We start from the raw sequence: 14,281 nt of genomic DNA, 5'->3' as shown, positions 1-14,281 counted from the left end.
CAGCAGCATGGATCGCTGCTTGCCCGCAGCCGACTCGCTCCCCTTCGATCAACGTTGCAAGGGCACCGCCAAAAAGCCATCGTTCAATAAAAATTTGACGCTACCGACCAACGGTCAATTATCTGCGGCACAAAATCGGTAATCCCTACTCTGACGGACTGCTGACGCCAATCCTCCGCCGAACGAACGTGCCAAATGTTTGTCCGCGCGCCTGCCGGCGTCCGCAGAAAGCGCGTCTTAGAGCCTCAGGCTGTGGCGTAAATCATTTCTTCTTCTCAGAAAGGATCCGAACATGGTCGACCTTGCAACCTGGAACCTGAGCATCCCCGAAGGCAGCCCGCCGAAGACCATCGAAACACCTCGATTGGTGAACGGGTTCAGGGACAAGTATTTCAACTCCGAAGGCAGCACGGTCTATTTCTGGTCACCCGTCACCGGTTCCAAGACTGAAAATGCGATCTATCCGCGCAGCGAATTGCGCGAAACCTACAGAGACGGCACCCTGCGCAACTGGCTGTACCCCGAGGCCGACAATCAATTGCGCGCGACGCTGGTGGTCAATCAGGTTCCCAGCAGCGGCAAAATTGTCATTGGCCAGATCCATGCCAAGGACAGCAACAAACCGATGGTGAAGCTGGAATACCAGTTCAAGGACGCCACCAACACCGGCAACATCGTCGCCAAGGTGCGCATGCGCCCCGATGACAGCAAAAGCCGGGTCATCACGGTGGCGACAGGCGTGAAGCTTGACCGGGCCTTTTCTTATCGGATACACCTTGATCGCACCGGCGACCTGGGCATCACCGCTGCGGGTAATAGCTGGTACACCACGGTCGGCGGCGCCTGGCGGGTCAAGCCGCTGTACTTCAAGGCTGGGGTGTATGTGCAGGACAACAGTGGCTATACCAGTGAAGGCGGCAAGGTGACGTTCAGCAAGTTGGACATCGATCACAACACCTGAGATTTCACTTCCGAAAATCTCGTAGGAAAACACCCTCTTGTGGCGAGAGGATTTATCCCCGCTGGGCTGCGAACCGGCCCCTCTTCTCGCCAGACCTACCGCATGCACCGGTTTTACGGGGGCTGCGCCCCCGAGCGGGAGCAAGCTCCCTCGCCACAGGGGCGGTGCGTCCTACAGGGTCGATTTTGGCCTCGAAAATTTCCTCTATAGTTCGGCGGGTCTGCTGGCTTTGGTCAGTGGACGAGGGTTTCGCAGCCCGTGTGAGTTAGAATCACGACCGTCAGAAATCGACATAGGCCTCTCCTGCCGACGTCGGCTTTTCATGGCGGCTGTGTGTGGGAGATCTTCGGGTCTGCCGGGCTTCTAACTCCTCGGTCTGCGAACCCGCACATGGCTGCCACCCAATTTGTTTCGCAGCGAACGGTGGCAAATACTTTTTCTTGAGTTAGAGGTTTGTCATGAAAGCCGAACAATTGCTCAGCCGCTTCACTCCGCTCACGCCGATCGCCACCACCCACCCCGTCCTGTTCATCGATAAAACCGCCCCACTGACCGAGCTTCACGCCTGCGCCAGCGAGCGCCTGCACGCGACTCTCGACTACTTGACGCTCATGGCCTGCGCCACCCTGCGCGATTCGGCTGCCGGTGACTTCAACACCCTCGCCAATGTCGCTCGGATTCTGGTCCAGGATGTCACCGACGTGTTCGGTGTCGTTGAACAACATGGCCTCGAAGACCAATAAAGCCCTCGCGGTGGGAGACGATCCTCAGTGGGGGCGAGCTTGCTCGCGATAGCGGTGGGTCATTGACAGGGATGCTGGCTGACACAGCGCTATCAAGTTCTGTGTGCATATCTATTACTGCGGTAACGGATATATACCCAAATCCCAAACATAAAAAACCCGCATCACTGCGGGTTTTTCAACAACGCTAAACCATCAATTAACCTTAGCGTTCAACTCGCCCTTCAAATACCGCTGATACATCGCTTCCAACGAGATCGGCTTGATCTTCGAAGCATTCCCCGCCGTACCAAACGCCTCATAACGCGCAATGCACACATCACGCATCGCCGTCACGGTCGCACCGAAGAACTTACGCGGGTCAAACTCGCTCGGGTTGGTCGCCATCAAGCGACGCATGGCACCGGTAGAAGCCAAACGCAGGTCGGTGTCGATGTTGACCTTGCGCACGCCGTACTTGATGCCCTCGACGATTTCCTCAACCGGCACGCCGTAGGTTTCCTTGATGTCGCCGCCGTACTGGTTGATGATCGCCAGCCACTCCTGCGGCACCGAGGACGAGCCGTGCATCACCAAGTGGGTGTTAGGGATGCGCTTGTGGATTTCCTTGATGCGGTCGATGGCCAGCACGTCGCCGGTCGGCGGCTTGGTGAACTTGTAGGCGCCGTGGCTGGTGCCGATGGCGATGGCCAGGGCGTCGACCTGGGTTTTCTTGACGAAGTCGGCGGCTTCTTCCGGATCGGTCAGCATCTGGCTGTGATCTAGCACGCCTTCGGCGCCGATGCCGTCTTCTTCGCCAGCCATGCCGGTTTCCAGGGAGCCGAGGCAACCCAGCTCACCTTCCACCGAAACGCCGCAGGCGTGGGCCATGGCGACGGTCTGCTGGGTGACGCGCACGTTGTATTCGTAGTCGGTCGGGGTCTTGCCGTCTTCGCCCAGGGAACCGTCCATCATCACCGAGCTGAAGCCCAGTTGGATGGAGCGCTGACAGACGTCAGGGCTGGTGCCGTGGTCCTGGTGCATGCACACCGGGATGTGCGGGAATTCTTCGATTGCCGCCAGGATCAAGTGACGCAGGAACGGCGCGCCGGCGTATTTGCGGGCACCGGCCGAAGCCTGGACGATCACCGGGGAGTCAGTCTTGTCAGCGGCTTCCATGATGGCGCGCATCTGCTCAAGGTTGTTGACGTTAAAGGCTGGGACGCCGTAGCCGAACTCGGCTGCGTGGTCCAGCATCTGACGCATGCTGATAAGTGCCATTGTGTGTGTCTCTCCCGGTCGAGGGTCGTTAATCGTGCCAGCCTGCCGGAGCGGCGGCGGCTATTCAAGTCATTGCGAGGTCGGGAAACCCGGCCTGCGTGTTCGGTGTTGCAAGAATCGTAGCGCGGGCCCAAAGCTTGGAATCAGCTTATTGAGCCTTGCAGCCACGCCCAATCAAGTCATTGGTGGCGACCCAATACGCCAGGCCTTCCTCGCCTTTTACGTGAAACGCCAGCATGTCATCACTGTACAGCGAACCTTCAGCGCCCGGTTCCAGCTTGAGGTGATAGACCTTCTCGGCGCCTCCCAGGCGTACGTCGACTTCCTTGTGAGCGGCATCGGCATAACGCCAGAGCACCTTGGCCTCGCTGTCACACGTCCAGCTCGTCCAGCCCTCTACGGCAGGCTCGGACGACTGGAAAAAACCCAGTTGCGAGCAACCGGCCAACAACGCCAATGCCACAACGGCGATAAAGCCTTTCATCCGTGTTCCTCGGCTGACGGCCCGCGCCGCCCGCCCTGAGTTAAAGAGTCTGACCCGTCAAGGGCAACCATGTTCCTTGACCGGCGCTTGCGTCTCGTATTTATCCAGGCCGTCCGGGCCGGATCGCTTGTTCAGCACCGGGTTGGTCTCGGCCTGCCAGTCAGCCTGGTAGCAGCCATCCTCGGGCGTTGGCGCCGCGGTATCGGGCGCCGTGGCTTTCGGGCTGCTCGCGCAGGCCGCCAGCAATGTCGCGGCCATCAGCGTCATGAACGTCTTGACCATCGGAACACTCCTTTGCCTGGTCAACGCTGCCTCAGGCCTTGGCCCGGCTTTCCAGGACTTCCACGGCCGGCAGCACTTTGCCTTCGACGAACTCGAGGAACGCGCCGCCACCGGTAGAAATGTAGGAGATCTGCTCGGCCACGCCATATTTATCGATGGCCGCCAGGGTGTCTCCGCCGCCGGCGATGGAGAACGCGTTGCTTTCGGCGATGGCCTGAGCCAGCACCTTGGTGCCGTTGCCGAACTGGTCGAACTCGAACACACCGACCGGACCGTTCCACAGGATAGTCTTGGAAGATTTCAGCAGTTCGGCAAAGTTGGCGGCGGTTTGTGGGCCGATGTCGAGGATCATGTCGTCCTCGGCCACGTCGGCGATCAGCTTGACGGTGGCGGTGGCGCTCTCGGCGAACTCCTTGGCGACGACCACGTCCACCGGCAGCGGCACGCTGACCTTGCCGGCGATTTCACGGGCGGTGTCCAATAGGTCCGGTTCGTACAGTGACTTGCCGACTGGGTGACCGGCGGCGGCGAGGAAAGTGTTGGCGATGCCGCCGCCGACGATCAACTGGTTGCAGACCTGGCTCAGGCTGTTGAGCACGTCCAGCTTGGTGGAAACCTTGGAGCCGGCAACGATAGCAGCCATCGGTTGGGCCGGAGAGCCCAGGGCCTTGCCCAGTGCGTCCAGTTCGGCCGCCAGCAGCGGGCCGGCAGCGGCGATTTTGGCGAATTTCGCCACGCCATGGGTCGAGCCCTCGGCACGGTGAGCGGTGCCGAACGCGTCCATCACGAACACGTCGCACAGGGCGGCGTATTGCTGGGCCAGCTCATCAGCGTTCTTTTTCTCGCCCTTGTTGAAGCGCACGTTTTCGAACAGCACGACGTCGCCGGCCTTCACGTCGACGCCGCCCAGGTAATCGGCCACCAGCGGCACGTCGCGGCCCAGGGCCTTGCTCAGGTAGTCAGCGACGGGCTTGAGGCTGTTTTCGGCTGAGAACTCTCCCTCGGTCGGGCGGCCCAGGTGGGAGCAGACCATCACGGCCGCGCCTTTTTCCAGGGCCAGCTTGATGGTCGGCAGCGAGGCCAGGATACGCGCGTCGCTGGTGACAACACCGTCCTTGACGGGGACGTTGAGGTCTTCGCGGATCAGTACGCGCTTACCTTGCAGATCGAGGTCGGACATCTTCAACACGGTCATGGGTCGCAATTCCTGGGTAACTGTTTAGAGAGCAGGTTTATTGGAAGCTATTTGCAGGTAATGCTCGGCAACGTCCAGCATTCGATTGGCAAAACCCCACTCGTTGTCGAACCAGGCCAGGATGTTCACAAGCCTGGGCCCGGAAACACGGGTCTGGCTGGCATCGACGATGGCCGAATGTGGGTCGTGGTTGAAATCACAACTGGCATGAGGCAACTCGGTGTAGGCCAGGAGGCCTTTGAGCGGGCCGCTGGTGGCGGCTTCGCGCAGGATCCGGTTGACCTCGGTGGCGTCGGTATCGCTCACGGTCTGCATCGTAATGTCGAGGCAGGACACGTTGACCGTCGGCACCCGCACGGCTTTGGCCTGAATTCGTCCCGCAAGTTCCGGCAACAGCCGTTCGATGCCGCGCGCCAGACCAGTGGACACCGGGATCACCGACTGGAAGGCCGAACGGGTACGACGCAAATCCTCATGATGATAAGCGTCGATCACCGGCTGGTCGTTCATCGCCGAGTGAATAGTGGTAATCGACACGTACTCCAAGCCAATGGCCTGGTCCAGCAGGCGCAACAGCGGCACGCCGCAGTTGGTGGTGCAGGACGCATTGGACACCAGCAGCTCTTCGCCGGTCAGGCAATCCTGGTTCACCCCATAGACGATGGTGGCATCGACATCCGCTTCGCTGGCCATCGGCTGGGAGAACAGCACCCGTGGCGCGCCGGCAGCGATGAAGCGCTGGCCATCGTCGCGGGTGTTATAGGCGCCGGAACATTCGAGCACCAGGTCGACGCCCAGGGACGCCCAGTCGATGCCTTCAGGAGTGGCGCTGCGCAGGACTTTCACGCAATCGCCATTGATATGCAGACAATCGCCCTCGACCCGCACTTCGCCGGGGAACCGGCCGTGGGTGGAGTCAAAGCGTGTCAGGTATTCGATGCTGGCCATGTCAGCCAGATCATTGATCGCCACGATTTCGAAACCGGCCGAGGCCCCTCGCTCGAACAACGCACGCAAGACGCAACGACCAATGCGGCCGTAGCCGTTGAGTGCAACTTTGTAGGGACGCGGTTGGGGCATGGGGTTCTCTGATCGGGTTGAACCACTAGGGCAGCGTCGTCTGGGCCAGCGCTATCGCAGGCAAGCCCGCTCCCACAAGACCGGTAGAACCGTGTGGAGGGCGAGCTTGCTCACGATAGCGTCTGAACAGATAACCTGTTTACGGATCAGTCTTCCAGCAGTTCTTCAGCCTGACCCAGGATATTTTCCAGGGTGAAGCCGAATTCCTCGAACAGCGCCGGCGCAGGGGCCGACTCGCCGTAGGTGGTCATGCCGATGACGCGGCCTTCCAGGCCCACATACTTGTACCAGTAATCGGCGTGGGCGGCTTCAATGGCAATCCGCGCGCTGACTTGCAGCGGCAGCACGGCCTGCTTGTAGCCGGCATCCTGGGCATCGAACACGCTGGTACACGGCATGGACACGACGCGCACGTTGCGGCCCTGCGCGGTCAGCTTGTCAAATGCCTGAACGGCCAGGCCCACTTCCGAACCGGTCGCGATCAGGATCAGTTCAGGCTCGCCGATGCAGTCCTTGAGCACGTAGCCGCCGCGGGTGATGTCGCTGATCTGGCCGGCATCGCGCTCCTGATGCTGCAGGTTCTGACGCGAGAAGATCAGCGCTGACGGACCGTCGTTACGCTCGATGGCGTATTTCCAGGCCACGGCCGATTCCACGGCGTCGCATGGGCGCCAGGTGTCCAGGTTCGGCGTGCAGCGCAGGCTCGCCAGTTGCTCGATCGGCTGATGCGTCGGGCCGTCTTCGCCCAGGCCGATGGAGTCGTGGGTGAACACGTACAGGATGCGTTTCTTCATCAGCGCCGACATGCGCACGGCGTTGCGGGCGTATTCCATGAACATCAGGAAGGTCGCGCCGTAAGGCACCAGGCCACCATGCAGGGCAACGCCGTTCATGATCGCGCTCATGCCGAACTCACGAACGCCGTAGTACATGTAGTTACCGCTGGCGTCTTCGGCGGTCACGCCCTTGCAGCCTTTCCACAGCGTCAGGTTGGAACCGGCCAGGTCTGCCGAACCGCCGAGCAGTTCCGGCAACAACGGGCCGAAGGCGTTCAGGGTGTTCTGGCTGGCCTTGCGACTGGCGATGGTTTCGCCCTTGGCCGCGACTTCAGCGATATAGGCAGAAGCCTTCTCGGCGAAATCGGCCGGCAGCTCGCCGCTCAGACGACGCACCAGTTCGTTGGCCAGCTCAGGGAATTCTGCCGAGTAGGCCGCAAAACGCTGGTCCCACTCGGCTTCGGCCGCGCGGCCTTTTTCCTTGGCGTCCCATTCGGCATAGATGTCGGCCGGGATTTCGAACGGACCGTGCTCCCACTTCAGCGCGGCGCGGGTCAGGGCGATTTCCTCGGCACCCAGTGGCGCGCCATGGCAATCTTCCTTGCCTTGCTTGTTCGGCGAGCCGAAACCGATGGTGGTCTTGCAGCAGATCAGGGTCGGCTGGGTGCTCTTGCGAGCGGTCTCGATGGCGATCTTGATTTCTTCAGGGTCATGACCGTCGACGTTGCGGATCACCAGCCAGTTGTAGGCCTCGAAACGCCTGGGGGTGTCGTCGGTGAACCAGCCTTCGACTTCGCCGTCGATGGAAATCCCGTTGTCATCATAGAACGCGATCAGCTTGTCCAGGCCCAGGGTGCCGGCCAGAGAGGCGACTTCATGGGAAATGCCTTCCATCATGCAGCCATCACCCAGGAACACGTAGGTGTGGTGATCGACAACGTTGTGACCTGGACGATTGAACTGCGCGGCCAGGACTTTTTCTGCCAAGGCAAAACCCACGGCATTGGCCAGGCCCTGGCCCAATGGACCGGTGGTGGTTTCCACGCCCGGGGTGTAGCCGTATTCCGGGTGGCCCGGGGTGCGGCTGTGCAGCTGGCGGAAGTTTTTCAGGTCATCGATCGACAGGTCATAACCGGTCAGGTGCAGCAGCGAGTAGATCAACATCGAGCCGTGGCCGTTGGACAGCACGAAGCGGTCACGGTCAGCAAACGCTGGGTTGCTCGGGCTGTGCTTGAGGTAGTCGCGCCACAGCACCTCGGCGATATCCGCCATACCCATGGGGGCACCGGGATGGCCGCTGTTGGCCTTTTGCACGGCATCCATGCTGAGGGCACGAATGGCATTGGCACGCTCACGACGGCTGGGCATCGCTGATCTCCTGGGTTTTGAATAACGAAACTGAAAAAAGGCGAGCATTTTCCCTCACCCACCCGCCTTGGGCAATCAGATAGTCGTCCAAAGGCGATATTTGCGGCGGATAACGTCGCATTAGCTGGGTGAAACCTTTCCGCTGATGGTGGGTAGAGTCACGCCTCCTTCGGGAAGTGCCATTTATCGAGCAATATCAAAACTTTTTGATATTGCCCTTGCGATGGGCCAGACCGGTCACTAGACTGCCGCCCATGAATTTACGCGTGCCTTCCATTCGCCATGACGATTGCGATGAGCTGGCGGCCCTTTGCAAGGCCGGCGGCGATCCGTTGCGGCTCAATGTATTGCGCGCCCTGGCCAACGACTCGTTCGGCGTTCTGGAACTGGCGCAGATCTTCGGCATCGGCCAATCCGGCATGAGCCATCATCTGAAGGTGCTGGCCCAGGCCGACCTGGTGGCGACGCGCCGTGAAGGCAACGCCATTTTCTACCGCCGCGCCCTGCCCCACACCGAGCTGCTGGGCGGCAAGCTGCATGCAGCGTTGCTGGAAGAGGTGGACGAGCTGGACTTGCCGCTGGACGTGCAGGCCCGGATCGCCCAGGTGCACGGGCAACGAGCCGCCGCCAGCCAGGACTTTTTCGCCCGGGTGGCGGAGAAATTTCGCGCCCAGCAGGACCTGATCGCAGGACTGCCGCAATACCGTGACAGCGTCGTGGCGCTGCTGGACAAGCTGAGCTTCGAGCCCACCGCCACGGCGATGGAAGTCGGCCCCGGCGACGGTGCATTCCTGCCGGAACTGGCGCGGCGCTTCAGCCAGGTGACCGCCCTGGACAACAGCCCGGCGATGCTCGAACTGGCCCGCCAGGTGTGCGAACGCGAGTCCCTGGCGAATGTCAGGCTGCAACTGGCCGACGCCCTGAACGGCGTGAGCCTGCAGGCCGATTGTGTTGTATTGAACATGGTGCTTCATCATTTCGCCGCACCGGCCGATGCGCTCAAGCACATGGCCAATCTGCTGCAACCGGGCGGTAGCCTGTTGGTGACAGAGTTATGCAGCCACAACCAGAGTTGGGCCAAGGAGGCCTGCGGTGATCTATGGTTGGGGTTTGAACAGGACGATCTGGCCCGTTGGGCCACCGCTGCGGGCCTCGTGCCCGGGGAAAGCCTCTATGTGGGCTTACGTAATGGTTTCCAGATTCAGGTCCGCCATTTTCAGCGACCGGCTGGCGACACTCACCATCGGTAACTTGTAGGAAAACATCGAGATGAGCGAATACTCCCTTTTCACCTCCGAGTCCGTGTCTGAAGGGCATCCGGACAAAATCGCCGACCAGATTTCTGATGCGGTGCTGGACGCCATCATTGCTGAAGACAAGTTCGCCCGCGTGGCGTGCGAGACTCTGGTGAAAACGGGCGTGGCGATCATCGCCGGCGAAGTCACCACCTCGGCCTGGGTCGACCTGGAACAGATCGTTCGCGATGTGATCCTGGGGATCGGCTACAACAGCTCCGACGTCGGCTTCGACGGCGCGACTTGCGGCGTGATGAACATCATCGGCAAGCAGTCCCCCGACATCAACCAGGGTGTCGACCGCGCCAAGCCGGAAGACCAGGGCGCCGGCGACCAGGGCCTGATGTTCGGCTACGCCAGCAACGAAACCGACGTGCTGATGCCTGCGCCGATCACCTTCTCGCACCAGCTGGTGCAGCGTCAGGCCGAAGCCCGTAAATCCGGCCTGCTGCCTTGGCTGCGCCCGGACGCCAAGTCGCAAGTGACTTGCCGTTACGAAGGCGGCAAGGTCGTCGGTATCGACGCCGTTGTGCTGTCGACCCAGCACAACCCGGAAGTATCCTACAAAGACCTGCGCGAAGGCGTGATGGAACTGATCGTCAAGCACGTGCTGCCTGCCGAACTGCTGTCCAAGGACACCCAGTTCCATATCAACCCGACTGGCCAGTTCATCATTGGCGGCCCAGTAGGCGACTGCGGCTTGACAGGTCGCAAGATCATCGTCGACAGCTACGGCGGCATGGCCCGTCACGGTGGCGGCGCGTTCTCCGGCAAGGATCCATCCAAGGTTGACCGTTCGGCCGCTTACGCCGGTCGTTATGTCGCCAAGAACATCGTGGCCGCCGGCCTGGCCGAGCGTTGCGAGATCCAGGTTTCCTACGCCATTGGCGTCGCCCAGCCTACGTCGATCTCGCTGAATACCTTCGGCACCGGAAAGATTGGCGATGACAAGATCATCAACCTGGTCCGCGAAGTGTTCGACCTGCGTCCATACGCGATCACCACCATGCTCGACCTGCTGCACCCGATGTACCAGGAGACCGCAGCCTATGGCCACTTCGGCCGCACGCCGCAGACCAAGACCGTGGGTGACGACACGTTCACCACGTTCACCTGGGAAAAGACCGACCGCGCTGACGCCCTGCGCGCCGCTGCTGGCCTGTAACACCCCGCCGCATTGAAAAAGCCCCTGGCGACTGAGTCGCCAGGGGCTTTTTTTACGCCTTCGTGGCGAGGGAGCTTGCTCCCGCTGGGGTGCGAAGCGCCCCCCCCTTCAAACCTCAGGGTGTATCAAGCTGTTCAAGTCCGCCGCGCCACCAACAAAAACGAAGCCGCGCTCGCCAGTAACCCCGCGCACATTCGGTTGAACAACCGCTTGCCACTCGGCCGGGCGAACAGCCGCCGGGCATAAATACCCATGTAGCAATACAAGCCAATGGCAACGCATTCCAATGCCAGGAACAGCCCGCCCAGCACCGCGAACTGCTGGGTGACGGTGCCCGCGCGGTCAACGAACTGTGGCAGGAAAGCGGTAAAAAGCAGGATTGCCTTCGGATTGCCGATCGCCACGAGGAATTCCTGGCGCGCCAGGCTGGCCATGCTCATCGAACTGGCCTCTGCCTCGCCGGCGGCTTCAGGTTGCGCACGCCACAACTGCACAGCGAGATAAAAAAGATAACCGGCACCGACGAGCTTGATGCCCAGGAACAACAGCTCCGAGGTGTGCAGCACCGCCGTCAGCCCCACCGCCGCCAGGGCAATCATGATCGCAAACGCCAGCAGGCGGCCGATGCCACCGCTGCAGGCGCGAACGAAACCATAGCGCGAGGCGTTGCTGATCGATAGCAGGTTGTTCGGGCCCGGCGCCATGTTCAGCGCAAAGCAGGCCGGGATAAAGACCGCGAGCGTGGTCAGGTCCATCGGTTGCACTCCTGGCAGAGCGGATCGAGCGTCCATTCTGCACCGCTCAGTGACGCGTTCAAGGCACAGTTGCCCGGGCAAATCGCTCCCGACTGTACCGCCACAGCTTCGCCATCGCGCTTGGCAAAACCCGGTAACGCACTGGACCTCGCGCCTTTTGCAACACTGACTAGCCTTCCAGTACTTCACCTGGCAAGGATGCTTCGATGCTGTCGTTACTGCGTGCACTTGTAGGCTTTTTACTGACCATGCCCGTCCTCGCGGCCCCCTGCCCGAGTGGTCCAACCGAAGGTGTCCAGGCACAGGTCGACGTCCTCCAGCAACAGATCGATGACTGGGACGATGCCTATCACCGCCTCGGCCACTCCCTGGTGGCCGATGAGCTTTACGATCAGTCCCGAGCGCAACTGGAATATTGGCGCAACTGCCTTGGCCTCGGGTCGCCAGGCACGCCCTTGCGCTCCGCTGGCGGGAAAGTCCCCCACCCGATCGCTCATACCGGCCTGGATAAACTCAAGGACGCCGATGCCGTGCGCAGCTGGTTGGACAGTCGCGACGACGTCTGGGCCCAGCCGAAAGTCGATGGCGTAGCGGTTACCCTGGTTTATCGCGGTGGACACCTGCACCAGGCGATCAGCCGCGGCGATGGCATCCAGGGACATGACTGGACCAACACTGCACGAAAGATCCGCGACATCCCCCAACGGTTGCGCGAACCTGCGGACCTGCTCGTCCAGGGCGAGCTCTACTGGCGGCTCGACGATCACGTACAGGCCGTCAGCGGCAGCCTTAACGCCCGATCAATCGTGGCGGGATTGATGGCCCGCAAGGACCTGAGCGCGGAACAGGCGTCTGGCATCGGCCTGTTCGTGTGGGAGTGGCCGGAAGGGCCGGCGACCCTGCCTGAACGGATTGCCGAGCTGAAAGAGCTGGGTTTCGCCGATGCGACCGTTTATAGCCAGCCCATCCAGGCATTGGCCGATGCGCAACACTGGCGCAACCACTGGTACCGCACGCCGCTGCCGTTCGCCAGCGACGGGGTCGTCTTGCGCCAGAGTCGTCGCCCGTCCGCCGATCGCTGGCGAGCCCGGGCGCCCTCCTGGAGCGTGGCATGGAAATACCCACACGCCCAGGCGCTGGCCGAGGTGCGCGATGTGCGTTTCAAGATCGGCCGCACCGGGCGTATTACGCCGGTGCTGGAGCTTGCGCCGGTGATGCTCGACGACCGCAAGATTCGCCGGGTAAGCGTCAGCTCACTCAAGCGCTGGGAAGGCATGGATATCCGCCCCGGCGACCAGGTCGCCATCAGCCTGGCCGGGTTGACCATTCCGCGGCTCGACAGTGTCGTGCTGCGCAGTGTCGAACGCCAGAGCCTCGACATCCCCGCCGCTGCCGATCATCACTTTTTGAGCTGCTGGCAACCGACGCCTGGCTGTGAAAGCCAGTTCCTCGCGCGCCTGAACTGGCTCAGCGGCAAGCACGGGCTCGCCCTGCCCCATGTTGGCCCCGGCACCTGGGAGCAACTGCTGGCCGCCGGCCAGCTGGACGGATTGCTGGATTGGTTGGCCCTTGATGCCGCCGAGCTTGCTAACATTGCCGGTTTCGGCGAACGCAACAGCGCACGTCTGCTCGCCAGCCTGGACAGCGCCCGGCAGCGCCCCTTCCGTCAATGGCTCAAGGCGCTTGGCGTGCCGCCCACCGGAGGGGCAAGGCTCGAGGAACGCTGGGATGTCCTGGCTGAACGCGACACTGAACAATGGCAAGCCGAAACGGGTATCGGGCCGGGACGCGCCGCGCAACTGAGCGCTTTTTTTCGCGACCCGCAGGTACTGGCCTTGAGTGAAACATTACGCACCGCAGGGGTCGATGGCTTCTAGTCCGGCCCGTGCGGTTGAACCCAAGAGACGGGAGGCGCTCCAACTGCGCATCTGTCTCGACCGCTCGTGAGTTTTTATACGGAGTTGCTATGAATTTCCTGTACCCCGTTGCCCTGCTGGCCTTATGCGGTGCCATGGCCGCCCCCTTGATGGCGGATGAACAGAGCCCGGAACTGACCGGTTGCGCAGCCAAGCGCCAAGGCATCATCAACCAGATCGAACTGGCCAGGTCCCGAGGCAATCAGGACCAGCAGGCCGGGCTGGAAACAGCCCTGGCCGAAGTCACCACCCACTGCACCGATGCTTCCCTGCGCAAGGAGCGTGAAAACAAGGTGCTGGAGGCCAAGCATGAAGTCAGTCGCCGTCAGGCCGACCTGGAAAAGGCCATGAAAAAAGGCGACGCGGAGAGAATCAACAAGCGCAAGGACAAGTTGGCGGCGTCCCGCAAGGAGCTGCAGGAAGCGGTGGACGAGCTGGATAAATAAGCACCGGGATGGGTTTCAATAGTCCCGGAATTCCTTATGACAGGCACTGCACGCATCCTCGACCTTCTGCACCGCCGGCCCCAGGTTACTGGCCCGGTAGGGCTGGACCCGACTGGCGGTCACCAACTCGGCGGTCGCCGCTTCGAGACTGCGGGCCAGTTCCTGGAAACGCGCCTGCTTCTGCCAGACTTCGTCCCGGGCACTGGTGTGATCCTGCTCACGCACCTGCGGAAAATGTTTCCACGGTTCATGGGAAAGTTGATCCAGTTGCACCGCGCCTTCGGCGAAACGCGCGCCATCGAACGGGACACGACCACGCAACATTCCACCCAACTCTTCGTTGGTCTTGAGCATCTGCTTGAAAATCGTCTTGCGCTGGCCCAATGGTGAGTTGGGATCGACACCACCACAGGCGGACAGCATCAGGCAGGCCAGCACTGCCATGGAAAATCGTCTTACAAACATTTTGGCCTCTGGACAGAAAACGACCGCTAGTATCCCCGGGTCGTCGGAAAACACCAATGGCCCTATCAACAATACGGGTGCCAGGCGCAT

General features: G+C 61.4%; 14 protein-coding genes. 6 read left to right on the top strand and 8 right to left on the bottom strand.

What is annotated here, in order from left to right; genetic code table 11:
• Window positions 1-292: 292 nt before the first annotated feature.
• Together J3P82_RS02200 and J3P82_RS02195 are read left to right on the top strand one after the other, a co-directional pair.
• Window positions 293-961 carry a polysaccharide lyase family 7 protein gene (locus J3P82_RS02200; protein ID WP_434560384.1) on the top strand — a complete coding sequence of 223 codons (669 nt, stop codon included), beginning with the start codon at window positions 293-295 and terminating at the stop codon, window positions 959-961.
• A 458-nt stretch (window positions 962-1,419) separates the two neighbouring features.
• Window positions 1,420-1,704, top strand: a complete 285-nt coding sequence (locus J3P82_RS02195; RefSeq protein ID WP_434560382.1) for a fructose-bisphosphate aldolase — start codon at window positions 1,420-1,422, stop codon at window positions 1,702-1,704.
• A 195-nt stretch (window positions 1,705-1,899) separates the two neighbouring features.
• Here J3P82_RS02195 and fba read toward each other — a convergent pair whose 3' ends face one another.
• The 6 genes from fba to tkt all read right to left on the bottom strand — a co-directional run bounded on the left by fba (window position 1,900) and on the right by tkt (window position 8,149).
• The gene (fba, locus tag J3P82_RS02190; RefSeq protein WP_003177554.1) at window positions 1,900-2,964 is read right to left on the bottom strand and encodes a class II fructose-bisphosphate aldolase; all 1,065 of its coding nucleotides are present in this window, start codon (window positions 2,962-2,964) and stop codon (window positions 1,900-1,902) included.
• Window positions 2,965-3,112: 148 nt separating this feature from the next.
• Complete coding sequence (locus J3P82_RS02185) at window positions 3,113-3,448, bottom strand: MliC family protein (RefSeq protein WP_434560380.1); 336 nt, start codon at window positions 3,446-3,448, stop codon at window positions 3,113-3,115.
• A 57-nt stretch (window positions 3,449-3,505) separates the two neighbouring features.
• Window positions 3,506-3,730: a hypothetical protein gene (locus J3P82_RS02180; protein ID WP_434560378.1), complete on the bottom strand. Its 225-nt coding sequence runs from the start codon at window positions 3,728-3,730 to the stop codon at window positions 3,506-3,508.
• Window positions 3,731-3,761: 31 nt separating this feature from the next.
• On the bottom strand, window positions 3,762-4,925 hold the full coding sequence (locus J3P82_RS02175) for a phosphoglycerate kinase (protein ID WP_434560376.1): 1,164 nt from the start codon (window positions 4,923-4,925) through the stop codon (window positions 3,762-3,764).
• Between the two features lie 24 nt (window positions 4,926-4,949).
• Window positions 4,950-6,005 (bottom strand): erythrose-4-phosphate dehydrogenase, encoded by a 1,056-nt coding sequence (epd, locus tag J3P82_RS02170; RefSeq protein WP_186634210.1) that lies wholly within the window; start codon window positions 6,003-6,005, stop codon window positions 4,950-4,952.
• Window positions 6,006-6,151: 146 nt separating this feature from the next.
• Window positions 6,152-8,149 (bottom strand): transketolase, encoded by a 1,998-nt coding sequence (tkt, locus tag J3P82_RS02165; protein WP_434560374.1) that lies wholly within the window; start codon window positions 8,147-8,149, stop codon window positions 6,152-6,154.
• A 254-nt stretch (window positions 8,150-8,403) separates the two neighbouring features.
• Here tkt and J3P82_RS02160 point away from each other — a divergent pair, with 254 nt between their 5' ends.
• Both J3P82_RS02160 and metK read left to right on the top strand, forming a co-directional pair.
• Entirely contained in the window at window positions 8,404-9,399 is a 996-nt protein-coding gene (locus tag J3P82_RS02160; protein ID WP_434560372.1) for an ArsR/SmtB family transcription factor, read from the top strand.
• 19 nt (window positions 9,400-9,418) lie between these two features.
• Complete coding sequence (gene metK, locus J3P82_RS02155; protein ID WP_186612016.1) at window positions 9,419-10,609, top strand: methionine adenosyltransferase; 1,191 nt, start codon at window positions 9,419-9,421, stop codon at window positions 10,607-10,609.
• Window positions 10,610-10,743: 134 nt separating this feature from the next.
• Here the strand turns inward: metK and J3P82_RS02150 are convergent, their stop codons facing one another.
• A complete protein-coding gene (locus J3P82_RS02150) occupies window positions 10,744-11,364 on the bottom strand; it encodes a LysE family translocator (protein ID WP_434560370.1) in 621 nt (206 codons plus the stop codon).
• Between the two features lie 206 nt (window positions 11,365-11,570).
• Between J3P82_RS02150 and ligB the strand changes: the two genes are divergently transcribed.
• A complete protein-coding gene (gene ligB, locus J3P82_RS02145) occupies window positions 11,571-13,241 on the top strand; it encodes an NAD-dependent DNA ligase LigB (RefSeq protein ID WP_434560368.1) in 1,671 nt (556 codons plus the stop codon).
• An 89-nt stretch (window positions 13,242-13,330) separates the two neighbouring features.
• The gene (locus J3P82_RS02140; RefSeq protein WP_434560366.1) at window positions 13,331-13,726 is read left to right on the top strand and encodes a DUF1090 domain-containing protein; all 396 of its coding nucleotides are present in this window, start codon (window positions 13,331-13,333) and stop codon (window positions 13,724-13,726) included.
• Window positions 13,727-13,741: 15 nt separating this feature from the next.
• Here J3P82_RS02140 and J3P82_RS02135 read toward each other — a convergent pair whose 3' ends face one another.
• On the bottom strand, window positions 13,742-14,191 hold the full coding sequence (locus tag J3P82_RS02135; RefSeq protein ID WP_434560364.1) for a c-type cytochrome: 450 nt from the start codon (window positions 14,189-14,191) through the stop codon (window positions 13,742-13,744).
• Window positions 14,192-14,281 lie beyond the last annotated feature (90 nt).

It is taken from the genome of Pseudomonas sp. Z4-20 (genome assembly GCF_051131955.1).
In the GTDB taxonomy this organism is placed as follows: Bacteria; Pseudomonadota; Gammaproteobacteria; order Pseudomonadales; family Pseudomonadaceae; genus Aquipseudomonas; species Aquipseudomonas marvdashtae.
This window is presented reverse-complemented; position numbering and strand designations above follow the sequence as displayed.

Excerpts from the sequence above, each read along its gene's own strand:
- J3P82_RS02160 (WP_434560372.1), top strand. The coding sequence starts at position 8,404 with ATGAATTTACGCGTGCCTTCCATTCGCCATGACGATTGCGATGAGCTG.
- J3P82_RS02140 (WP_434560366.1), top strand. The coding sequence starts at position 13,331 with ATGAATTTCCTGTACCCCGTTGCCCTGCTGGCCTTATGCGGTGCCATG.
- J3P82_RS02185 (WP_434560380.1), bottom strand. The coding sequence starts at position 3,448 with ATGAAAGGCTTTATCGCCGTTGTGGCATTGGCGTTGTTGGCCGGTTGC.
- J3P82_RS02150 (WP_434560370.1), bottom strand. The coding sequence starts at position 11,364 with ATGGACCTGACCACGCTCGCGGTCTTTATCCCGGCCTGCTTTGCGCTG.
- J3P82_RS02135 (WP_434560364.1), bottom strand. The coding sequence starts at position 14,191 with ATGTTTGTAAGACGATTTTCCATGGCAGTGCTGGCCTGCCTGATGCTG.
- fba (WP_003177554.1), bottom strand. The coding sequence starts at position 2,964 with ATGGCACTTATCAGCATGCGTCAGATGCTGGACCACGCAGCCGAGTTC.
- J3P82_RS02195 (WP_434560382.1), top strand. The coding sequence starts at position 1,420 with ATGAAAGCCGAACAATTGCTCAGCCGCTTCACTCCGCTCACGCCGATC.
- J3P82_RS02175 (WP_434560376.1), bottom strand. The coding sequence starts at position 4,925 with ATGACCGTGTTGAAGATGTCCGACCTCGATCTGCAAGGTAAGCGCGTA.
- metK (WP_186612016.1), top strand. The coding sequence starts at position 9,419 with ATGAGCGAATACTCCCTTTTCACCTCCGAGTCCGTGTCTGAAGGGCAT.
- ligB (WP_434560368.1), top strand. The coding sequence starts at position 11,571 with ATGCTGTCGTTACTGCGTGCACTTGTAGGCTTTTTACTGACCATGCCC.
- J3P82_RS02180 (WP_434560378.1), bottom strand. The coding sequence starts at position 3,730 with ATGGTCAAGACGTTCATGACGCTGATGGCCGCGACATTGCTGGCGGCC.
- J3P82_RS02200 (WP_434560384.1), top strand. The coding sequence starts at position 293 with ATGGTCGACCTTGCAACCTGGAACCTGAGCATCCCCGAAGGCAGCCCG.
- tkt (WP_434560374.1), bottom strand. The coding sequence starts at position 8,149 with ATGCCCAGCCGTCGTGAGCGTGCCAATGCCATTCGTGCCCTCAGCATG.
- epd (WP_186634210.1), bottom strand. The coding sequence starts at position 6,005 with ATGCCCCAACCGCGTCCCTACAAAGTTGCACTCAACGGCTACGGCCGC.